General features: G+C 66.6%; 19 protein-coding genes. 10 read left to right on the forward strand and 9 right to left on the reverse strand.

The window, feature by feature from the left end; genetic code table 11:
* Positions 1 to 346, forward strand: a 346-nt coding sequence (locus tag HLH35_RS17925) for a TolC family protein (protein WP_182980448.1), incomplete at its 5' end; no start/stop codon positions are given.
* Positions 347 to 371: 25 nt separating this feature from the next.
* On the opposite strand, the gene HLH35_RS17930 is transcribed toward HLH35_RS17925, so the two are convergent.
* On the reverse strand, positions 372 to 2,705 hold the full coding sequence (locus HLH35_RS17930) for a TonB-dependent receptor (protein WP_182980449.1): 2,334 nt from the start codon (positions 2,703 to 2,705) through the stop codon (positions 372 to 374).
* Between the two features lie 443 nt (positions 2,706 to 3,148).
* On the opposite strand from HLH35_RS17930, the gene HLH35_RS17935 reads away from it, so the two are divergent.
* The 9 genes from HLH35_RS17935 to HLH35_RS17975 all read left to right on the forward strand — a co-directional run bounded on the left by HLH35_RS17935 (position 3,149) and on the right by HLH35_RS17975 (position 13,649).
* On the forward strand, positions 3,149 to 4,279 hold the full coding sequence (locus HLH35_RS17935) for an FAD-dependent monooxygenase (protein ID WP_275944260.1): 1,131 nt from the start codon (positions 3,149 to 3,151) through the stop codon (positions 4,277 to 4,279).
* Positions 4,280 to 4,294: 15 nt separating this feature from the next.
* On the forward strand, positions 4,295 to 4,789 hold the full coding sequence (locus HLH35_RS17940) for a (2Fe-2S)-binding protein (protein ID WP_182980450.1): 495 nt from the start codon (positions 4,295 to 4,297) through the stop codon (positions 4,787 to 4,789).
* The gene (locus tag HLH35_RS17945) at positions 4,789 to 8,409 is read left to right on the forward strand and encodes a molybdopterin cofactor-binding domain-containing protein (RefSeq protein ID WP_182980451.1); all 3,621 of its coding nucleotides are present in this window, start codon (positions 4,789 to 4,791) and stop codon (positions 8,407 to 8,409) included. Before HLH35_RS17940 ends, HLH35_RS17945 begins: the two co-directional genes overlap by 1 nt.
* Positions 8,406 to 9,725, forward strand: coding sequence for a solute carrier family 23 protein (locus HLH35_RS17950; protein ID WP_182980452.1), 1,320 nt, complete (start codon positions 8,406 to 8,408; stop codon positions 9,723 to 9,725). The genes HLH35_RS17945 and HLH35_RS17950 overlap by 4 nt, the downstream gene beginning before the upstream one ends.
* The gene (locus HLH35_RS17955; protein ID WP_182980453.1) at positions 9,716 to 10,759 is read left to right on the forward strand and encodes a M29 family metallopeptidase; all 1,044 of its coding nucleotides are present in this window, start codon (positions 9,716 to 9,718) and stop codon (positions 10,757 to 10,759) included. Before HLH35_RS17950 ends, HLH35_RS17955 begins: the two co-directional genes overlap by 10 nt.
* Positions 10,756 to 11,388, forward strand: coding sequence for an isochorismatase family protein (locus HLH35_RS17960; RefSeq protein ID WP_182980454.1), 633 nt, complete (start codon positions 10,756 to 10,758; stop codon positions 11,386 to 11,388). Before HLH35_RS17955 ends, HLH35_RS17960 begins: the two co-directional genes overlap by 4 nt.
* Before the next feature lie 25 nt (positions 11,389 to 11,413).
* Positions 11,414 to 12,166 carry a maleate cis-trans isomerase family protein gene (locus HLH35_RS17965; RefSeq protein ID WP_275944261.1) on the forward strand — a complete coding sequence of 251 codons (753 nt, stop codon included), beginning with the start codon at positions 11,414 to 11,416 and terminating at the stop codon, positions 12,164 to 12,166.
* Positions 12,167 to 12,327: 161 nt separating this feature from the next.
* The gene (locus HLH35_RS17970; RefSeq protein ID WP_182980455.1) at positions 12,328 to 13,134 is read left to right on the forward strand and encodes an alpha/beta fold hydrolase; all 807 of its coding nucleotides are present in this window, start codon (positions 12,328 to 12,330) and stop codon (positions 13,132 to 13,134) included.
* Between the two features lie 35 nt (positions 13,135 to 13,169).
* Positions 13,170 to 13,649, forward strand: a complete 480-nt coding sequence (locus HLH35_RS17975) for a MarR family winged helix-turn-helix transcriptional regulator (protein ID WP_338029391.1) — start codon at positions 13,170 to 13,172, stop codon at positions 13,647 to 13,649.
* Between the two features lie 62 nt (positions 13,650 to 13,711).
* Here the strand turns inward: HLH35_RS17975 and aqpZ are convergent, their stop codons facing one another.
* From aqpZ to HLH35_RS18015, 8 genes are all read right to left on the reverse strand, one after another.
* On the reverse strand, positions 13,712 to 14,404 hold the full coding sequence (gene aqpZ / locus HLH35_RS17980) for an aquaporin Z (RefSeq protein ID WP_182980456.1): 693 nt from the start codon (positions 14,402 to 14,404) through the stop codon (positions 13,712 to 13,714).
* A gap of 182 nt (positions 14,405 to 14,586) precedes the next feature.
* Positions 14,587 to 15,924, reverse strand: a complete 1,338-nt coding sequence (locus HLH35_RS17985) for a metal-dependent hydrolase family protein (RefSeq protein ID WP_182980457.1) — start codon at positions 15,922 to 15,924, stop codon at positions 14,587 to 14,589.
* Positions 15,925 to 16,037: 113 nt separating this feature from the next.
* The gene (locus tag HLH35_RS17990) at positions 16,038 to 16,799 is read right to left on the reverse strand and encodes an ABC transporter ATP-binding protein (RefSeq protein WP_182980458.1); all 762 of its coding nucleotides are present in this window, start codon (positions 16,797 to 16,799) and stop codon (positions 16,038 to 16,040) included.
* Positions 16,793 to 17,779 (reverse strand): ABC transporter permease, encoded by a 987-nt coding sequence (locus HLH35_RS17995; protein WP_182980459.1) that lies wholly within the window; start codon positions 17,777 to 17,779, stop codon positions 16,793 to 16,795. Before HLH35_RS17995 ends, HLH35_RS17990 begins: the two co-directional genes overlap by 7 nt.
* Positions 17,776 to 18,834 (reverse strand): ABC transporter substrate-binding protein, encoded by a 1,059-nt coding sequence (locus HLH35_RS18000; protein ID WP_182980460.1) that lies wholly within the window; start codon positions 18,832 to 18,834, stop codon positions 17,776 to 17,778. The genes HLH35_RS17995 and HLH35_RS18000 overlap by 4 nt, the downstream gene beginning before the upstream one ends.
* Positions 18,835 to 19,253: 419 nt before the next feature.
* Positions 19,254 to 19,517, reverse strand: a complete 264-nt coding sequence (locus tag HLH35_RS18005) for a hypothetical protein (RefSeq protein WP_182980461.1) — start codon at positions 19,515 to 19,517, stop codon at positions 19,254 to 19,256.
* A gap of 323 nt (positions 19,518 to 19,840) precedes the next feature.
* Complete coding sequence (locus HLH35_RS18010) at positions 19,841 to 20,704, reverse strand: hypothetical protein (protein WP_182980462.1); 864 nt, start codon at positions 20,702 to 20,704, stop codon at positions 19,841 to 19,843.
* Positions 20,701 to 21,693, reverse strand: a complete 993-nt coding sequence (locus HLH35_RS18015; RefSeq protein ID WP_182980463.1) for a ferritin family protein — start codon at positions 21,691 to 21,693, stop codon at positions 20,701 to 20,703. Before HLH35_RS18015 ends, HLH35_RS18010 begins: the two co-directional genes overlap by 4 nt.
* Positions 21,694 to 21,780: the final 87 nt, after the last annotated feature.

Consider the following 21,780-nt stretch of genomic DNA (forward strand, 5'->3'; position numbering starts at 1 on the left):
GCTGACGGCCTTCCGCGAGGTCGAGGACGCGATGGCGGCCTGGCATGACGATGTGGAACATACCGAATTGCTGCACCGCGCGGCCGAGGACAGCCGGCTGGCCAGCGACCGGGCGCGCAAGCTCTACAGTGCCGGCCTCGTAGGCTTCCTGGAGGTGCTGACGACCGAGCGCACCGCCCTGGCGGCGGAGAATGCCGAGGCCGAGGCGCGGCTGGAGCGCTTGCAGGATGCGGTCAACCTCTACACCGCCATGGGCGCGGGCTGGCAGGGCGTGGCCGTCACCGCCACCGCGCTGCCCGTCTCGCTGGAAAAGCAGAATATCCTCGCCCGCGCCTTCAAGGAGTAGGCGCGGGGAGGGCATTGCCGCATGCTCAGAAGTTGGCGCTGACCGTGCCGAAGAACTGTCGGGGCGCACCGATCAGCATCGATTGATAGTCGCCGGCGATGGGGTTGCCCTGCACGCCGACGGTGGAGATGTAGGTCGTGTTGGTCAGGTTGTAGATATTGAAATCGAACGTGATGTCATGGAGTGGGCCGTGATTTCCGCCGCGCACGCGTACGCCCAGGTTGGTCTGCCAGTAGCCGGGGACATGGGTGTCGTTCATGTAGCTGAGATAGCGGCGTGACATGTAGTTGGCGTCGATATGTGCCATCACCGGGCCATAGGAATAGCTGAGGCTGGATTTGTACATCAGGTCCGGATAGTTCGGGATGTTCTTGCCGGACAGATTGTAGGTCACGCCGCCGGTCGTCAGGTTGCTGTCGAATCGCTGCCGGCTGTAGCTGATGCTGTTATACAGCGACATTCCGTCGATCGGGTTCAGTGTCAGGCTGCCATCCACGCCCCAGATATGCACGCCGCCGACATTCTGCATCGTCGACTGGTTCTGGATGATCGATGCGCCGGAGGTGATCGTCTGCAGACGGTTTGAAAAATCCGTGTGATACAGGCTGATCAGCCCGACCGCTCGGTGCATCGTCAGGCGATAGCCCAGCTCATACACCCAGTCTTCTTCCGGCTTCAGGTTCTTCTTTGCGTTCTGGAACGAAGCCATGGTGGTGACCGACCAGGGCGAGCCGAGCGAATAGCCGGCCTGCGGGTAGGCGCGCATGTTCTTCGAGACGTCGAAATAGAGTTCGTTATGCGGCAGGAAGCGCCAGTTGGCGCTGACCTGGGGCAGGAAGGCGTTGGCTGCCGTGAGGCTGCCGGCGGGCAGGTTCGCGACGCCGGTATATTTCTGGTTGTTCTCCGTGACGCCGCTGCGCGCCGCGACCAGCAGCGAGCGGAACCCGGCATGCACCGTCAGGTTGGGCAGGATCTTGTAAGTGTCCTGAAGGTAATACTGGAACGTGTTGGTGTTGAAGACATTGCCCCAGGCCTGGGCGAAGGGCTGCGGCAGGGCGCCGAACGGGTCGATCGGGTTGCCCTGGCCCAGGATCGGCTCCTGATAGTAATATTGCCCGATCGCGTAATGATCGTTTTCATACCACAGGCCGGTGTTGAACGTGTTTTTCTGCCAGCGCCAGGTGTAACCCGATGTCAGTCCGTAGCGCTGGAAGCCCGAACGGCGGACCTGTTCGGCCAGCGGCGCGCCGTTGGGCGACGTGATGTGCGGGTTGGTCCAGTGCGTGTCCAGCGAATCGCCATGGCCGTAGATCGTGGTCTTCCAGTCCATGGCACTGTTCAGCTTCGTGTCCAGCGTCAACCCGCCGAAATAATCCTGGCTCAGTGCCGGGTCGTCGTAATAGGCGACGTCCTTGGGACTGCGGGTCAATTGCTCGCCATGGGAATAGATGCCCTGGGCCGCGCGATAGGCCGTGGTGTAGTCGGGATAATAATAATCGACCCGCGTGCCAAGCTTGTGGATGGTTTCCAGCGATTCGACGGCGTACGAGGCCTCCGCCATGTCGGACCAGTCGAAGAAGCCCGTCAGTCTGGTCGACTCCCCGATGGGCTGGACGAACTTGGCATTGACCTGCTGCTGGAACTGCCCGGCATGGCCCTTCCATTTATCGTCCGAGGTGCGGGCATAGGAGACGTAGAATTTGGTGCCTGACGGGTTGAGCTGCCCGCTGTCGATGCGCCCGAAGGTGCGGAAGGTGGCGTTGCTGCCGAAGGTCTGCGCAACCTTGCCGCCGAAATGGTCGGAGGGATCGAGGGAATAGAACTGGACGGTGCCGCCCAGATTGCTGCTGGACGCCACGTCCAGCGAGCCCGCGCCCTGCGAGACGCTCAGGCGCTTGATGTTCTCGGGGCTGATCGCGTTGTTCACGTTCAGGCCGTTATAGGCGCGATAGGTCTGCGCGCCCAGCGGCATGCCATCCAGCGTGAAGCCGAGCTGATCCTGCGAGAAGCCGTGCATGTAGATGCTCTGGCTCCAGGTATCGATGCCCAGCGGATCGGCCGAGGTGAAGGCGACGCCGGGCATCTGGTTCATGATCTTGTAGGGGCTGGTGCCCGGCACCGAGCGGGAGATCTGGCTGGTACTGATCGTCTGGACCTGGCGGGTCGAACCCGATCCGACCACCGACACCTGTTCGGCATCGGCTGCCGCCGGGCGGGAGGGGGCAGCCCGTGCGGGCCGGGCGGCAGGGTGGCCGGTCGTGGTTCCCGTCGTGTCCGGGGTCGGCTGACCGAATGCGTACCCGGTTGCGCCGGCCAGGATGGTCGTGACCATCAGCGACGTGGCAAGGGTTCGGGTCATGGTCTCCATGATGGTATCCATCCTGTCTGCGTATGGGGGTTTTTTGACGGGAGTCGCGGGCCACCGCGTCGTTGCGATAGTGGTATGGAACGGGTCTGCAATGTCAATAAACAATGTAGGCGTTGTTTATCGATTCAGGACGGGATTCATCCTGTTTTCGTTCCGGATGGGTTTTCTGTGGTACCGAAAACACGAATCGCAGACCGATGCGTGAGCCGCTCGTCCTATATCATCTCATGTTTTCATGTCATTATAATGATATATGGAGAGATGGCGGTCGGATTCGTGGAGCGGAAACGAAACGGTGACCGGAAGGTGGGGCGGCTGTCTGGGCGGCCGGAATGTGATGAATTTCGGACCGTCAATATCCTTGCGCATCAGGAATGGTATGTATACCTTCTGTCTGGACGGATGAACGCCCGGCTGGGCATGCGGAAGGCAGGATGATGGTCGAAGCGCGGAGAATTGGCATCGTGGGCGCCGGGCTGGGGGGTACCGCGGCCGCCGGGTTATTGCAGCGCGCTGGGTTCGAAGTGACGCTGTACGATCAGGCGCCGGCCTTCTCGCGACTGGGGGCGGGCATCCAGTATGGGCCCAACGTCATGAAAATCATGCGCCGGCTGGGGATCGAGCAGGCGATCGAGGACGCGTCGAGCCATCCCGATTACTGGTTCAGCCGCAAATGGGATGACGGAGCCTATCAGTCGCGCATTCCGCTGAATGCCGAGCATGCGCGCTATGGCGCCACCTACATCACCATCCATCGCGGTGACGTGCATAGCATCATGATCGGCGCGGTGCCGCCGGATCTGGTCCGGTTCGGCAAGAAGCTGGTCGATTTCCAGGAACGGGCGAACGACGTCCTGCTCTCCTTCGAGGACGGGACCACCGATGTGGTCGACGTGCTGGTCGGCGCGGACGGCATCAATTCCCGCGTGCGCGAGAAGCTGCTGGGTCCGGAGGCGCCGCTGTTCACCGGCTGGGTCGCGCATCGCGGCGTCCTGCCGATGGCGCGCCTGTCGGGGCTGGAGGTCGAGCCCTGTGTCAAATGGTGGTCGGCCGACCGGCACATGATGGCCTATGCGCTGGATGGCACGCGCGAGGAATTCTATTTCGTCACCGGCGAGCCGGCGGAAAGCTGGCCGGCCGGCGTGCCGTGGGTGCCCAGCACGCGTGAGGCGATGCGCGAATCCTTCAAGGGCTATCACGAGCTGGTCCAAGCCTATATCGACGTGGCCGACACGATTACGAAATGGCCGCTCTATACGCGCAACCCGCTGCCGCTGTGGCATGCCGGGCGGGTGGTGCTGCTGGGCGATGCCTGCCATCCGATGAAGCCGCACATGGCGCAGGGTGCCGCCATGGCGATCGAGGATGCGGCGATGCTGACCCGCTGCATGACGGAACTGGGCACGCGGGACCTGTCGCGGACTTTCGAGGCCTATCGTGCGCATCGCATCGAGCGGGCCTCGCGCGTGCAGCAGGTCTCCAATGCCAACACCTGGCTGCGGAATCAGGAAGATCCTTATTGGGTGTATGGATACGACATTTATGACGTCGACCTGACGGCCTGACGCGGGGAGGGGGCGATGCCACCGGCGGTGATCCTGACGGTCAATGGCACACGCCATGTGCTGGACGTGCCGCCGGACACGAAGCTGCTGCATGTGCTGCGCAACGATCTGGGCCTGAACGGGCCGAAATATGGCTGCGGCCTGGGCGAATGCGGCGCCTGTTCGGTGCTTGTCGGCGGTCGGGTCGCGCGGTCGTGCGGGCTGGCGGTCGGGGACGTAGCCGACTGGCCGGTGACGACGCTGGAAGGGCTGGCGCGCGACGGTGTGCTGGACCCGGTGCAACGCGCCTTCGTGGCCGAGCAGGCGGCGCAGTGCGGCTATTGCCTGAACGGCATGGTCATGACCGTGCGGGCGTTGCTGAATGTCGATCCGGCGCCTGATGATGCGACGCTGCTGGCGGCGTTGCGCGGCGTGCTGTGCCGTTGCGGCACGCATGTCGAGATCCTGCGTGCCGCCCGGCTGGCCTGCGGGCTGGCGGGCGGCACGGCGACGGGCGGGGAGGCCGCCTGATGGGGGGCGTGGCGGAGCCGGGCGGGTCGCTGACCGTCGTCCGTGCCGCGCGGCCGCCCGGCGGGCTGGTGGCGCGTGGGGCTTCGGACGACGTGCCGGCGGATGAGATCTTTCTGGTCATGCAGGCCAGTGGTGCGATCACCGGGTATTGCGGGCATGTCGATCTGGGCACCGGCATCCGCACCGCACTGGCCCAGATCGTGGCCGAGGAACTTGATGTGGCGCCGGATGCGGTGACCATGGTGCTGGGCCATACAGAGGTCGCGCCGAACCAGGGCGCCACCATTGCCAGCGAGACGATCCAGGTGACGGCCGTTCCGCTGCGCCGCGCCGCCGCCCATGCGCGGCGGGTGCTGGTGCAACTGGCCGCCGAGCGCATGGGCGTGCCGGCCGAAGGGCTGGCGGTGCGTGACGGCGTGCTGTCGGCCGATCCGTCAGGCAGCCATCCCTGGCCGGAAAACATGCTGCTGACCTATGGCATGTTGCTGGACGGGCGGACGTTGCGCGTACGGCTGGACGAGGCGATGCCGGTCAAGGACCCTGCCGCCTATCGCGTGGTCGGGCGGCCGATGCCGCGCGTGGATATTCCCGACAAGGTCACGGGCCGCGCGGTCTATGTGCATGACGTGCGGGTGCCGGGCATGCTGCATGGACGGGTGATCCGCCCGCCCTATGGCGGGTTCGACCACGGACCGTTCGTCGGGTGCAGCCTGATCGGCGTGGACCGGGACTCGGTGGCCGGACTGCCCGGCCTGGTCGATGTCGTGGTGCAGGGCGATTTCGTCGGCGTGGTGGCCGAGCGCGAGGAGCAGGCCGAGGAGGCCGCGCGCCGGCTGCGTGTGTCGTGGCGTCAGGTCGACCTGCCGGATCTGTCGGATCTGGAAGCGGCCCTGTTGGCCAACCCGTCCACCCCGCGCCGGCTGCTGGACCGGGGCGACGTGGATGCGGGGGCGGAGAATGCGGCGATCCGCATGGACCGGACCTATCTGTGGCCGTACCAGATGCATGCTTCGATCGGTCCGTCCTGTGCTGTGGCGGACTGGCGGGGTGGACGCCTGACGGTATGGTCCGGCACCCAGAACCCGCACATGCTGCGCGCCGACATCGCCTTGTTGACCGGGCTGGAGGAAGGCGCCATTGCCATCGTCCGCCATGAGGCCGCCGGCTGCTACGGGCGGAACTGCGCCGACGATGTGTGCGGCGATGCGGCCCTGCTGTCGCGCGCCGTCGGCCGGCCGGTGCGGGTGCAACTGACGCGCGGGCAGGAGCATGTGTGGGAGCCGAAGGGGGCGGCGCAGCTCATGCAGGTGCGTGGCGGGCTGCGCGCGGATGGTACGCCGGCGGCCTATGATTTCTCGACGCGCTATCCCTCGAACGTCTCTCCGCTGCTGGCGCTGGTGCTGACCGGGGTGGTGCCGGCCGCCACGCCGGCCATCGTGCAGATGGGCGACCGGACCTCGGTGCCTCCTTATGGCTACGACAATGCGCGGGTGACGGTGCACGACATGCCGCCGATCGCGCGGGCATCGTGGTTCCGGGGCGTGTCGGCCATGCCCAACAGCTTCGCGCATGAATGCTATATCGACGAACTGGCCGAGGCGGCCGGGGTCGATCCGGTGGCGTATCGGCTGCGCTACCTGCCCGACGAACGGGCGGCCGAACTACTGCGTGCGACGGCGCGGCGGGCGACATGGATGCCGCGCAGCGGGCCGCGCCGGGTCGATCCGGCGCAGCGTGTGCTGCGGGGGTGGGGCGTGGCCTACGCCCAGTATGTGCATGGTGCCTTTCCCGGTGTGCCGGCGGCCTGGGCGGCGTGGGTGGCGGATATCACGGTCGATCGCCTGACCGGGCACGTCGCGGTCACGCGGGTCGTCGTCGGGCAGGATTCGGGGATGATGGTCAACCCGGCAGGGGTGCGGCACCAGATCCATGGCAATGTCATCCAGTCCGTCAGCCGTGCCCTGCGCGAGGACGTGGCGTTCGACCCTGCCGGCGTCGCCAGCCGCGAATGGGGCACCTATCCGCTGCTGACCTTTCCCGAGGTGCCGGAGATCGACGTGCTGCTGATGGACCGGCAGGACCAGCCGCCGCTGGGCGTGGGGGAGTCGGCTTCGGTGCCCAGCGCGGCGGCGATCGCCAATGCGCTGCATGACGCGACCGGCGTGCGGTTTCGCGAGGTGCCGTTTACGCCGGAGCGCGTGCGCGCCGCACTGGATGCGGCGCTGGGGGTGTTTCGGGAAATAGAAGATGTACCACAGCCTCTGCCGCAATTGATGCCGGCGGGGCCGGCGCCGAAGCCCGCGCAGGCGCGGCTGCGTGGCTGGGTGGGGCTGGCGGCGGTGGGGACGCTGCTGTCGGGCATCGGCGGGCTGGCGGTGACGGCATCGCCATGGCGGCCGGGCATCGCGCCGGTGGCGCGGCCGGACCCGGCGCGCTGGTCGGCGGCGACGATCGCGCGCGGGCGGGAGGTGGCGGCAGCGGGCGATTGCGCGGTGTGCCACACCGCGCCGGGCGGCATGGCCTATGCCGGCGGGCTGGAACTGGAGACGCCGTTCGGCATCGTGCGCTCGACCAATCTGACGCCGGATGAAGAAACCGGGATCGGGCGCTGGTCCTATCCGGCGTTCGCGCGGGCGATGCGCGAGGGGATCAGCCGCGACGGGCATCACCTCTATCCCGCCTTTCCCTACACCGCCTTCGCGAAGGTGAGCGATGCCGACATGGAGGCGTTGTACGCCTACCTGATGGCGCGCGAGCCCGCGCGCAACGCGGTGCCGGAGACGAAGCTGGCCTTTCCGTTCTCGCTGCGTCCGCTGATGGCGGGATGGAACGTGCTGTTCCATGATATCCGGCCCTTTGCACCCGATCCGGCGCGGTCCGCGGAGTGGAATCGGGGTGCCTATCTGGCCGAGGGGCTGGGCCATTGCAGCGCCTGCCATACGCCGCGCAATGCGTTGGGGGCAGAGAAATGGCGCGGCGCGTGGCTGGGCGGCGGCATGGCGGAAGGGTGGGAGGCCCCGCCGCTGGGGAATCTGTCGCACTCGCCGGTGCCGTGGACGGAGGATGATCTGTTTGCTTATCTGCGCACCGGTTTTTCCGAACGGCACGGGCCGGCGGCCGGGCCGATGGCGCCGGTGGTGACGCATATGGCGACCTTGCCCGAGGCCGATGTGCGGGCGATCGCGACCTATGTGGCCAGTTTCGATACCCGCGCGGCATCGCCCGATCGGGCGCAGGCGGTGGAGCAGGCCGCCGCGATCCGGGCGCGCGATGCCGCCTGGGCGGGCGAGGGCGCGCGGGTCTATGGCGGCAGTTGCGCCGCCTGCCATGAGGGGCAGGCCCCGCACATGTTCGGCGCCCGCCCCTCGCTGGCGCTGAACAGCAATGTCTTTGCCGATCGGCCGGACAATCTGGCGCAGGTGATCCTGCATGGCGTTTCCCGCCCCGCCACGCCGGGCGTGGGGGCGATGCCGGGCTTCGCCGCCAGCCTGTCCGACGCGCAGATCGCCGCCCTGATGCGCCATATCCGCGTCACCTACGCGCCCGGACGCCCCCCGTGGGAGGGGGTGGAGGACGTGATCGCCCGCATACGCGCCGCCGGCACAGGAGAGCATCGATGAACGCGAACTGGCTACCGCGCTGGCGGCTGGCGACGGGCACCGAGGTCGCGCCCGACGAGCGCCTGCCCCTGGGCATGACATTGGCGATGGGCGTGCAGCATGTGCTGGCCATGGCGGGATCGACCATCATCGGGCCGATCCTGATGGGGTTCGATCCCAATATCGCCGTGCTGTGTTCCGGGCTGGGCACGTTGCTGTTCTTTCTGGTCACCGGCGGGCGGCTGCCCAGCTATCTGGGCACCAGCTTCTCGTTCATTGCCGTGGTGGTGGGGCTGACCGGCTATTCCGGCCATGGGCCGAACCCCGACGTGCCGCTGGCCGTGGGCGGCATCGTGGCGGCGGGGGCGCTCTATGCGCTGATCGGCGGCATCGTCTGCCTGACCGGCACCGGGTGGATCGAGCGGCTGATGCCGCCGGTGGTGACCGGCGCGGTAGGGGCGGCGATCGGGCTGAATCTGGCGCCGGTGGCGGCGCGGGGGCTGGCCGGATCGACATCGGCGACGCTGACGGGGATCTTCACCTTTCTGGCGGTGGCGATGATCGCCGTGCATGCGCCGCCCGCGATGCGCCGGCTCTCCGTGCTGTGCGGACTGCTCGTGTCCTGCACCGTCTATGCGCTGGTGGCCAACGGGCTGGGGCTGGCGCCGCCGATCGATTTCGCCGCCGTGCGCGCCGCCCCCTGGTTCGGCTGGCCGGCGCTGGTCGGCCCGCGCTTCTCGCCGCACGCCATGATGCTGATCGCCCCCGTGGCGCTGGTGCTGGTGGCGGAGAATCTAGGGCATATCAAGGCGGTGGGCGCGATGACGGGGCGCGATTACGGCCCGCTGACCGGCCGGGCGTTCATCGGCGACGGGCTGGCGACGATGCTGGCCGGCTTCTGCGGCGGCACCGGGGTGACGACCTATGTCGAGAATATCGGCGTGATGGCGATTTCGCGCGTCTATTCCACGCTGGTGTTCGCAGCCGCTGCGCTGTTTGCCATCGCGCTGGGCTTCTCGCCCTTCTTCGGCGCGTTGCTGCGCGCCATTCCCGAACCGGTGATGGGCGGGCTGGCACTCGGCGTGCTGGGGCTGATCGTCTCCACCATGGTGCGGATCTGGATCGACCATGCCGTCGATTTCGCCGATCCGCGCACGCTCTTCACCGTCGGCGCCACGCTGATCGCGGGGGCCGGCAACCTGACGCTGACGATCGGCGGCGCCACGCTGGGCGGCATCGCGGCGGCAACCCTGACCGCGATCGGCGTCAATCTGGTGCTGGGCCGGGGCCGCGCACCGTCTTCCACTTCATCCGGGGAACAGACACCATGCCTGTAAGCGATTGCGAACTTGTCGATGCATGGCGGCAGGTTCTGGACCTGTCCGGCATCGCGGCCGGCCAGACCGTGACCGTCCTGACCTCCAGCGACACCAATGCGCAGACAATGCGCACCGCCATCCTCGCGGCGCAGGCGCGCGGCGCGATCGTCAACCGGCTCGACCTGCTGCCGGTCAATGGCGGGGTGTCACTGTCGCGCGATCCGCTGGCCTATGTCGGCACCACGCCGCTGACCGGCAATCACGCGGCGCTGGCGCTGCTGAAGGCCAGCGATCTGGTGCTGGACCTGATGACGCTGCTGTTCTCGGCCGAGCAGCACGAGATCCTGGCGGCTGGCGGGCGCATCCTGCTGGCGGTGGAGCCGCCCGAGATCCTGCTGCGCATGGTGCCCACGGCCGAGGATCGCGAGCGCGTGCTGGCGGCCTCGAAGGTGCTGCGCGCGGCGCGGGAGATGCATGTGACCTCGGCTGCGGGTACGGATGTGCGCTTCACGCTCGGCGATTATCCGATCCTGGAGGAATATGGCTTCTGCGACCGGCCGGGGCGGTGGGACCACTGGCCTAGCGGCTTCCTGGCCACCTGGTCGAACGAGGGCACGGCCAGCGGGACCATCGTGCTGGACCGGGGCGACATCCTGTTGCCGCAGAAGGACTATGTGCGCGACCCCGTGACCTTCACGATCGAGAAGGGCTACGTGACCGACATACAGGGCGGGCTCGAGGCCGATCTTCTGAAAGGCTACATGGAATCCTTCAACGATCCCGAAGTGTATGCCGTGTCGCATGTCGGCTGGGGGTTGCAGGAGCGCGCGCACTGGTCGGTGCTGGGCCTGTATGACCGGGAGGCGACCATCGGTATGGATTCGCGTGCCTGCGCCGGGAATTTCCTGTGGTCCACGGGGCCGAACAACGAGGCCGGGGGCACGCGCGACACCGCCTGCCATATCGACATCCCGATGCGCAACTGCACCGTCAGCCTCGATGGGCGGGCGGTGGTCCGTGATGGAAAACTGATGAAGGAGACAGGGGAATGACGGGTCAGGAAACGGATGGCGCGCTATATGCCCGGCAGGGATTCGGCCGCGAACTGGGGATCGTGGGGCAGGTGGGGCTGTTGATCGTCGATTTCGTCAATGGTTTTGCCGATCCGGCGGCGTTTGGCGGCGGCAATATCCCGCAGGCCATCGCACGCACCCGTCCGCTTCTGGACACCGCGCGGCGGCTGGGCTGGCCGGTGGCGCATACCCGCATCGTCTTCGCCGATGACGGGGCGGATGCCAACGTGTTCTCGGCCAAGGTACCCAGCATGCTGGGCCTGACCGAGGACAATCCGGCCAGTGCCATCGTGCCCGAACTGGCGCCGGTGGCCGGCGAATATGTGGTGCGCAAGACCGTGCCCTCGGCGTTCTCCGGCACATCGCTGGCCGCGTGGTATGCGCATCGGGGCGTGCAGACGCTCGTCGTTGCGGGCTGCGTCACCAGCGGCTGTGTGCGGGCCAGCGTGATCGATGCCATGTCGCTGGGCTTCCGCCCCATCGTCGTTTCCGATTGCGTGGGCGATCGTGCCATCGGCCCGCACGAGGCCAATCTGTTCGACATGGCCCAGAAATGCGGCGACGTGATGGAGTACGACACGCTGCTGTCGCGCCTGTCCAATCGCTGATCTCCCATCCAGGCAGGACCTGTTCATGAAATCGCTTTACCGGATCGGGCAGATCGTCCCGAGTTCCAACATCACCATGGAAACCGAAATCCCCGCCCTGCTGGCGGCCCGGCAGTTGATCCGGCCGGAGCGGTTTCTGTTCCATTCCAGCCGCATGCGCATGAAGACGGTCAGCAAGGACGAATTGTCGGCGATGGATGCGCAGTCCGACCGCTGCGCGCTGGAACTCAGCGATGCGCGGGTCGATGTGCTGGGTTATGCCTGTCTGGTGGCCACCATGTCGATGGGCGTGGGCTATCATCGCGTGTCGGAGGCGCGGCTGCATGGCCGCACGGTGGAGAATGGCGCGCCGGCCCCGGTGGTGACCAGTGCCGGCGCGCTGGTCGATGGTCTGGCTACGTTGGGGGCGCGCCGCATCGTGGTTGTCGCGCCCTACATGAAGCCGCTGACCCGGCTGGTGATCGATTACCTGGCCAGCGAGGGCTATGAGGTGATCGACCATGTGGCGCTGGAGATTCCCGACAATCTGAACGTGGCGGCGCATGATCCGCAGAATCTACCGGGCATCGTCGCCGGTCTGAACTACAAGGATGCCGATGCCATCGTGCTTTCGGCCTGTGTGCAGATGCCCTCGCTACCCGTGGTGCCGAAGGTGGAGGCCCTGACCGGCAAGCCGGTGCTGTCGGCGGCGATCGCCACGACCCATGCCATGCTGCGGGCGCTGGAGCTGGAACGGATCGCGCCCGGTGGCGGGGCGTTGCTGTCGGGCGCTTATTGAAGCGTTTCTGTTCTTTTTTGAAAAAAGAACCAAAAAACTTCTGATCTGTTCAGGAATCTTGTGCGTGCTCGTTCCGAGGCTCCTGAACGAATAAAAGTCTTTTTGCTTCTTTTTCTTCAGAAAAAGAAGAATCCTGATTCCACGACAGAAGGAAAGCCGTGATGACCGAGACAAGTTTCCTCTACGGCGCGCATGTGCATGCCAATGGAATCCGCCAGCATTACCTGCGCTATGGCGGGCAGGGCGCGCCGCTGGTGCTGGTGCCGGGCATTACCAGCCCGGCCGTCACCTGGGGGTTCGTGGCCGAGCGCCTGGCGGCGACGCATGACGTGTATGTGCTGGATGTGCGCGGACGCGGCCTGTCGGAGACGGGGCCGGACCTGGACTACGATCTGGACAGCTATGCCGACGATGTGCGCGGGCTGATCGATGCGCTGGGCCTGGAAGGCTGCGTGGTGCTGGGCCATTCGATGGGGGCGCGGATCGCCATCCGTCTGGCGCGGCGCGATGCGCGGGGGATTGCGTCGCTGGTGCTGGTCGATCCGCCGGTCAGCGGGCCGGGGCGGCGGGCCTATCCGGCGAAGCTGGACTGGTATGTCGATTCGATCCGCGCCGCGCGGCGGGGCATGGATGCGGAGGCGATGCGTCGTTTCTGCCCGACCTGGACCGAGGAACAGCTTCGCCTGCGCGCCGAATGGCTGCATACCTGCGACGAGCTGGCGACGCGCGTGACGTTCGAGAAATTCCACACCGAGGACATCCACCAGGACCTGCCGCACCTCACGCCGCCGGCCCTGCTGATGGTTGCGACGCGCGGCGGCGTGATCCTGCCCGAGGATGAAGAGGAAATCCGTGGCCTGCTGCCGAAGATCCAACTGGCCCGTGTGCCCGATGCCGGGCATATGATCCCGTGGGACAATCTGGATGGCTTCTGTGCGGCGGTGGATGGCTTTCTGGGCGCGGCGTAACCACGCGTGCTGACGACAGGGACAACGATCATGGCGTGTGGCGGCTGATGGCGGCGGGACGGAAAAAAGCGGCGGGGCAGGCTGTGGCGCCGTTGCCCGATTATATGCTGGGCGAGCAGATCGGCCATCTGCTGCGCAAGGCCTATCAGCGCCATACCGCGATTTTCCAGCAGACGATGGGAGAGGACGGGCTGACGGCGGTGCAGTTCGCGGTGATGGTCACGATCCACGAGGCCGGCACGGTGGCGCTGACGCGGATCAGCCAGTTGACGGCGATCGATCTTGCGACCCTGCGCGGGATCGTCGCCCGACTGGGCGAGCGCGATCTGGTGGTGGTGGAACATAATGCATCGGACCGGCGCCAGCGTCTGGCGTCCCTGACGAAGCAGGGTGAGGAACTGGTGAAACGCGACCTGCCGTTGGCGGCGCGGATTACCGAACTGACGCTGGTGCCGCTGGATGCGTGCGAGCGGATTGCGGCCATCCAGGTGTTGAAGAAGCTGGCCGGGGAGTGAATGGCTCCCGAGCCGGGCATGTCGGATACGCCTTCCTCCATGCCGCCCTGACCGGGTTTCCGTCATGATTCCGATGTTGCGATCAGGTATTTCCAGATGAAGGCGCCGAGCAGGGCGCCGATGAGCGGGGCTGTCCAGAAAAGCCAGAGCTGCCCCGGCGCTGCCGTCTGCGCGAAGAACGCGACCGCCGTGGAACGGGCCGGATTGACCGACGTGTTCGTGACGGGGATCGAGACGAGATGGATCAGGGTCAGCGCGAGCCCGATCGCCAGCGGGCCGAACCCCGCCGGCGCGGTGCGGGAAGTCGCGCCCAGGATCACGACCAGGAACCCCGCCGTCAGAGTTGTTTCGATCAGGAATCCGGAGAGAAGCCCGTAATGTCCGGGCGAGAGGGCGCCATAGCCGTTGGAGGCGAAGCCGCCCGCCACGAAATCCGGTTTGCCGGAGGCGATGAGGTATAACAGGCTGGCCGCCAGCAGGCCGCCCAGCACCTGGGCGGCCCAGTAGGGAGCGAGCGCGTTCCACGGCAGGCGGCCGGCGGCGGCAACGCCGAGCGAGACGGCCGGGTTGAAATGGCCGCCGGAAATGCCGCCGACGGCAAAGGCCATGGTGAGGACGGTCAGGCCGAAGGCGAGTGCGACGCCCCCGAAACCGATCCCGAGTTGCGGAAAGGCTGCGTCGAGGACGGCCGCGCCGCAGCCGCCGAAGACGAGCCAGAATGTACCGAAGAATTCGGCGCCGAGTTTTTTTATCATTTTTCGAGCGTCCTTCGTCTGCGGCGTGGCTTCGCCGCGCGCGACCCGGTGTCGCGGTCGAAATTATCGCTTCATCGGGCGCGGGAAGGGCGTGAATTCATCAGGATATTAGCGTCATCCGTCGGGTGGGCAGGGGGCGGGGGCTCGTACTGTATGGGCGACAGGGCTGCGGGCCGTCGCCCTCAATGGCCGCCCGCATCCTCGATGCCGCCGGCACCGCTGTCCTTGCCGTCGGCCTTGTAGACCGTTCCGCCCTTCATCACGAACTGCATATGGGTGAGTTCGTTCACCTCCTTCAGCGGATCGCCCTTGACGGCCACGATGTCGGCGAAGCGGCCGGGCTGGACGGAGCCGATATCGGCGCTGTCACCGATCAGGTCGGCGGCATTGCGCGTGGCGGCGAGGATCGCATCCATCGGCGTCATGCCCGCCTGCACCATCAGCGCGAACTCGCGGCCATTCTCGCCATGCGGAACGAGGCCCTGGTCGGTGCCGAACGCGATCTTCACCCCCGCGCGGTAGGCGGCACCCAGATTGTCACGCAGATGCGGGGCCACCTCCAATGCCTTGGCGGCGGAGGAGGGCGGCAATTGTTCGGGATGGGCCTTCGCGATCTCGTACACTTTCTGGCCGATCAGAAGGGTGGGGACGAGATAGGTATTGTGACTCTTGAACAGCGGGTAGCTCTCCGGTCCGGCATAGCTGCCATGTTCGACGGAATCGACACCCAGCGAAATGGCATGATCGATCGCCATGCGGCCGTGAATGTGCGCGGCCACCTTCATGCCCAGCGCATGCGCGGTATCGACCACCGCCTTGATCTCGGCGTCGCTCATCAGCTGAAGGTTGGGATCGTCATTGACGGAGAGTACGCCGCCCGACGGCATGATCTTGATAAGGTCCGTGCCTTCCTGTCGGTGCCGGCGCACGGCGCGGATCGCACTGTCCACGCCATCGATGATCGCCTCGTTCCATTCGGGGTTCTCGACGGCGGGGTCGAGACCGGAATGGCTGTCGGTGTGGCCGCCGGTCGGGCCGAGCGGGGCGCCCGCCACCCACATGCGCGGCCCGGCAATTTCACCCTTTGCGATGGCGCGCTTCATCGCCACGACCGGTTCCGTCCACGCGCCCACATCGCGCACGCTGGTAAAGCCGGCCTCCAGCGTGGCGCGGGCATAGGCGGGATTGCGGTATGCCGCATCGTAACCGGTTTGGGTGACCATCTCGCGGATCGGGTCGCCACCATCGAACTGGTCGGTGATATGCACATGACAGTCGATCAGGCCGGGAAGTACCGTGGCGTTCGACAGGTCGATGAGGGTCGCGCCCGCAGGCCGGGTGAAGCCCGGCGTCACCGAGGCGATGCGGTCGCCATGGACGAGGATCGTGACCTGGAGCCTGGGCGCCGTGCCGGTGCCGTCGATCAGCCGCCCCGCGTGGATCGCGATATCCGTTGCGTGCGCTGTGGTGGCGAGCGAAAGGGCGAGCATCATGCTCGCCGCCCCATGGAATATTCGCATTGTCTGTCCTCTGTTCCTGCGGGGAGATTATATTCAATGCCATGTCGCAACAAGATGGCCGGCATTCGGGGGAATTCGGCAGGGACCACCCCGGTCGTTTCTTGAAAAGCCGTTTACCAGTCTGCGCTGTGTCCGAGCTGTACCAGGATGTTCTTGCGCAGGTCCAGCAGGCGCGGGTCGTCGCGGTGGCGGTGGGGGGGCAGGTCGATCGGCAGGTCGCCGATGATGCGGGCGGGGCGGGGGCTGAAGACGATGATCCGGGTGGCCAGCAGCAGGGCTTCCTCGACATCGTGGGTGACCATGATGGCGGTGAAGCCGCGATCGTGCCACAGGCGGTGCAGTTCGGTCTGCATCGTCAGCCGCGTCAGGCTGTCCAATTTGCCCAGCGGTTCGTCCAGGATCAGCAGGCGCGGGTCGTTGACCAGGGCGCGGGCCAGGGCGGCGCGCTGGGCCATGCCGCCGGACAACTGGTGCGGCCAGGCGCGCTCGAAACCTTTCAGGCCCACCAGTTCGATCGCGGCCGCGACCGATGCCGGGTCCTTGCGGCCGGCAATGTCGTGGCCCAGCGCCACGTTGCCGCGCACCGTCCGCCACGGATAGAGGGTCGGGTCCTGGAACATCACGATCCGGTCGGGGCCCGGGCCGGTGATGGGGGTGCCTTCGGCCAGGATCGCGCCGCCATGCGGGGGTTCCAAGCCTGCGATCAGGCGCAGCAGAGTGGATTTGCCGCAGCCCGAGGGGCCGAGTAGGGCGACGAATTCGCCCGGCGCGATGGTGAGGCTGATATCGTCGAGAACCGGGGTGAAGGTGCCGCCGATCGTGTAGCCATGGTCGATATGCGTGAGTTGCAGCCCGAGCGGGCGGTGGGTCACCATTTCAGCCCGTCCTTCTGCCAGGACAGGACGCGGTCGCGCACCTTGAACAGCAGCGTGACCAGCCCGGTGCACATCAGCGACATCACCAGCAGCGCCGCATACATGTTGGGATAGGCTGCCCAGCCCTGGGCCCATTGCATGTAAAAGCCGAGACCCGATTTCACGCCCAGCATCTCGGCCACCACCAGGGTGGCGAAGGACACGCCGAGCCCCATGAACAGGCCGACGAAGATCTGCGGCATCGCGGCCGGCAGCGCGACGCGCAGCACCAAGAAGCGGTTGCGCGCGCCCATGGTGCGGGCGACATCGTAATAGGCGGGATCGACGGCGGCGACGCCCGACCAGGTGAGGATGGTGGTGGGAAAGCCTGCCGCCAGCGCCAGCAGGGCCTCGCTGGCCACGCGGCTGGAGGGAATCAGCACGAAGGCCAGCGGCAGCAACGCCACCGGCGGCAGCGGGCCGACCAGGCGGATCAGCGGCCGGACCCAGTAGCGGAACCGCACCGAGCGCCCCAGCCCGACGCCGATGGCCACGCCGAGTACCGCGCCGATGCCGTACCCCACCGCCAGCAGGCCGAGCGAGTGCAGCAGGCTGTCGCCCAGGCGCTTCCAGTCGGTCAGGAACACGTCCAGCAGATCCTGCGGCGTGCCGAAGAAGGGGCGCGGCAGCCACAGCAGCTTGGCCTGCGCGATCTCCCACGCCGTGAAGCCCAGCCCTAGCGCGATGGCCCAGGGGGCACGCGCCGACAGGCGGTGCAGGGCTGCGGCGGCCGTCAGGCCCAGCCCGACGGCCAGGAACAGGGCGGCAAGCTGGCTGGTATCGGGAAAATCGTCGGCGTCGGGCCAGCGCCAGGTGACCAGCGCCGCCAGGAACCAGGCCGGCCCGGCAGCCCAGGGCAGCAGGGTGCGGCGGGTGTCGGCCTTCGTCGCCGTCTGGCCGGTCGTGCGCAGGGGCGGGGATAGTGTGTCCGACGAATTCATGTGGCGAACAGGTCCTGCGTGACCTTGCCCGCATAGCGCGCGGAGTCGAGCGAGGGGCGGAACACGCCGATCTGTTTCAGCGCGTCGGCATAGCGCACGATTTCATCATGCAGCGACGGGCCGAGCACCTGGTGATGATGGCCCTGCAGGCGCAGCATGTTCGCCAGATCCTCGGCGCTGGCGCGGGCGGCGAAGGGCTTGAAGATGCGCCCGGCTTCGTCCGGGTTGCAGGCGACCCAGGCCCCGGCTTCCAGGATCGCGCGCGTGACCGCCACCGCCACCGCGGGGTCGTTGCGGATCAGGCTGCCGCGCAGGCCGATGACGCAGCAGGCGACCTGCGCCCACGTGCCGTTCATGTTGCTGTCGATTTCCACCAGGTCGAACTGGCGTTTGTAGAGATAGGAGACCGGGTCGGTGCCGGTGATGGCCTGCACGTCGCCCCGTTGCAGCGCCACCGCCAGCAGGTCGGCCGGGTATTGCCGCCATTGCACGTCGGATTCCGGGTCCACGTCTGCTTCCTTCAGGCGGATGGAGAAGAAATTCTTGTCCGGGCCGCCCATGTCGGTCACGCCGATGGTCTTGCCCCGCATGTCTTCCAGCTTCGCGGCGCCGCCCTTGGGGGCCAGCATGTGCATGCAGCCCGCATGCAAACCGGCGACCAGCTTGACGTCGAACCCCTGCTGCAGAGGCTTCAGCCAGCGCAGCGCCATGCCCGGCGCGCCGTCGGCCTTGCCGGTGGCCAGCGCTTCCAGCAACTGGTCGGTGGAGCCGGCGAAATTGACGTAATCGACGTCCAGATTGTAGCGCGCGAAGAACCCTTTCTCCTTCGCGACCGGGATGGCGGCGGTACAGGTCGAATTCTGGTTCCACGCGATGGTCAGCTTGCGGGCGGGGCCGGGCACGGGCGGGACGTTCGCCGTGCCGGCCGCGCTGCAATGGGCGCCGTCCTGCGCGGGTGCGTCCGCCCTGGCCCCGATCGGCGCGAAGGGAAACGACGTGGCGGCCAGGCTGGTGCCCAGCAGCGCGCGGCGGGTGAAGCGGGTCGTTTCGGACATTGGACTGACCTTGGGGGCGATGGCGGCGCGGATATTTTATATTAACGATTGAAAATCGTTGATGCCATTCTTGTCCCACGATCAGAAGGTGTGCAAGCGCAAAAAAGGCGCGGAGGCGTGGGGAAAGGACGGGATTCCAGCGCCCTGCCAGCGGGTTTCAGGCGAGAGAGGGTCGGTGTGTCGCCAGGTGGGCAGGCGGTCGCATGGCCTGTCGCGGTCGTTGATCAGTCAGCGGGGGGAGGACGGACTGCCGGTTCTGGCGGCGGCCAGGCCCACGCGCGGGGCGTCTCGGTACGGTCTGTCGGACTGGATCAGGGGGCGAAATGATTCGCGGCGCCTTGGGCGCAGGAAGCGGCCCAGAGGCCGTCTTGTCGTGGGCTGGCCGGATCCGGGGTGACGGTCCGGCCAGCGCACATGAGTCAGGCGTAGAGGTCGACGCTGTCGGAGCTGCCGGCCGAAGCGGTCTGCCCGCCGGTGGTGGATTCGGAGACGATGTTGCCCTGCGCGTCCTTGGTCACGATGGTGATCGAGCCATCGGCATTGGCGATTTCGGTCGTGGTCGTGGCGGAAGACGACGAGGATGAGGATGAGGATGACGATGACGATGACGAAGAGGAACTGCCGCTGGTGCCGAGCAGGCTGTCGAGGGCGCTGCCGCCGAGGCTGGAGATGGACGAAGACATGTGACGATTTCCCGTAACTGGTGGCGAAGAGGCATGTCGTCGGTGCGCGTCCGTGGACGGGCCGGCATGGACTCATGCGCGCGGTGGACCTGTCGACCCGGCCAATCTGTCCGCGACCGCATCGGCGAAACAGTAGGGCCTGCCTAACCTGTCGGAAAGGCAGGTTTTCTTTCAGTTTGCAACGGACTGTTGCGGGGCGGCCGTCTCTCTCTCTCTCTCTCTCTCTCTCTCTCTCGGAGCTTGTCTGGAAATGTGGGCTGGTGAGCGAGAGCGGCCCGAAACGCGCGCCGGATCGCCGCCAGCGCGCATTTCCGGACAAGCTTTTATCGTGTGCCCGCGCGCAGGTGGGGGCGGCTCCGGTCCCACAGGCGCATGCCGCGCAGGGCAAGGTCGGCCATGGCGGGCAGCAGGCGGGGCTGCATCAGGTCGGGGTCGAATTCCTGCATGCGGCGCGCGTTCTCGCGGTAGCAATCCTCGACGAACTGGCGGAACGAGAAACTGTCGAGGAAGACATTGGCCTGGGTGACCGCGAAATCGCGCCCGTCATTGGGCTGCTGGCCGCGCCGGACCATGGCCAGCAATCGCCCCAGGGCCCGGCCGTAATAGCGGGTGGATTTCAGCGCCCGGCGCACCCGGCCCAGCCCGCGCCGCCGCTCGCGCCAGGCCATATAGTTGATGAAGAAGACGATGTGCCGCGTTTCCTCGAACATCAGCACATCGAAGATCTCGAACAGTTTTTCCGGCAGGAACTGCGACTGGCGCGCGTTCTTGAACGCCCCGAAGCCCAGGAAGGCATCGAGGCATTCGCCGAAGCCGAAATCGATGAAGGCGGTTTCCAGATCGGCGGGAAACCGCTCCAGGGGCTGTTCTGTCGCGTCGATGCCGTAGCGGTCGATCATCGTGCGGATCAGCTTCGCGTGGCGCGCTTCCTCCAGCCCCTGAAGGGCCACGGCCTCGCGCACCACCGGGTCGGTGATCTGCGGGGTGAAGGCATCGACGATCGCGCCCGCCCGGCGTTCGGTATGGTACACCTCCTGCCAGAACGGGATGGTACGCAGACGGGCCAGTTCTGTGTCCGTCAGTTCGGGCCAGGGCAGGGTCTCGGGGTCGAAGACCTGATGCGTGGCGATGAACTGGCTGCAGAACAGGTCCTTGTGGGTTTCCGACCCGGCTTCGATTCGGCTCAAGCAGTCGTCTCCAGCGCCCGGGTGCCGGCGGGGCGGCGCAGGAACAGGCGCAGGAAGCGCGCCAGGTTCGGTGCCAGCTTCGGCCGCAGCAGGCGCGGATCGTAGCCGGAGAAGCGGCGTTCGTTCTCCGACAGGCACAGATCGATCATGTCGCGCAGGCTGATATCCATATCCGCCACGTCCTTGGCGCCGCTGACGGTGAAATTATTGTCCTGTTCCTGGACATTGCCGTCGGCGTCGATGCTGGTGGCCAAGCCGATCCGTTCGTAGACCAGGAACACCCAGACGGCGAGGACGCGCAGTTCGAACCACGGGCGCTGCCACAGGGGCATGGTGGCACGGTGCCAGGCCAGCCAGTTGGCGAACAGCAGGATGTGGCGGCATTCCTCCTGCATCACCGGCTCGAACGTTTCGATCAGTTCGGCGGGGAAGAAGCCCGAGCGCTGGGCGAGCGCGAACAGGCCGAAGGCGAAGAAACTGTCGACGCATTCCGAGAAGCCGGTGACCAGATAGGCCCATTCCGTGTCGCGCGGCTCGATATAGGGCGGCTCGGGCGCCATCTTGATGTCATAGGCCTCGACCAGCTTGGAGAGGACCTCCTTGTGGCGGTTTTCCTCCCACGCGTTGCGCGACAGGGCGTCCTTCATGTCCGGGTCGTCGATCATCCGGGCGTAGGCGGCCATGCGCAGGCGGGCCTTGCCTTCGGTCTGGACCGCGATGTCCCAGATCGGCAGCGAGGTCACGCGCTTCAGCGTCTCGGGGTCGAGCTTCGGCCATTCGATGACCGAGGGCTTGTACGGGTTGAAGGTGTCGCGGAACATCTCCGCCACCGCGCGTTTATGCTCGGCCGAGCCGGGTTTCAGCGGGCCCGGAACCGGGCTGGACCAGTGGCGGGCGTTGAAATCGGCCTCGGCCACCGTTTTCGTGTCGGCGCCCTTGGGATCGAGGGCCTCGGGGAGAGAGGAATAGATATCGGAAAGAGACGTCATACTTCGCAAGCTCGCACAATGAGTACAGACGTCGGCCCGGCCTGGAGATCAGGCCGGACCGAACGTCACCTTGCGGCCCCCCCTGCG

The sequence above is a fragment of the Gluconacetobacter asukensis genome, from assembly GCF_014174375.1.
In the GTDB taxonomy this organism is placed as follows: domain Bacteria; phylum Pseudomonadota; class Alphaproteobacteria; order Acetobacterales; family Acetobacteraceae; genus Gluconacetobacter; species Gluconacetobacter asukensis.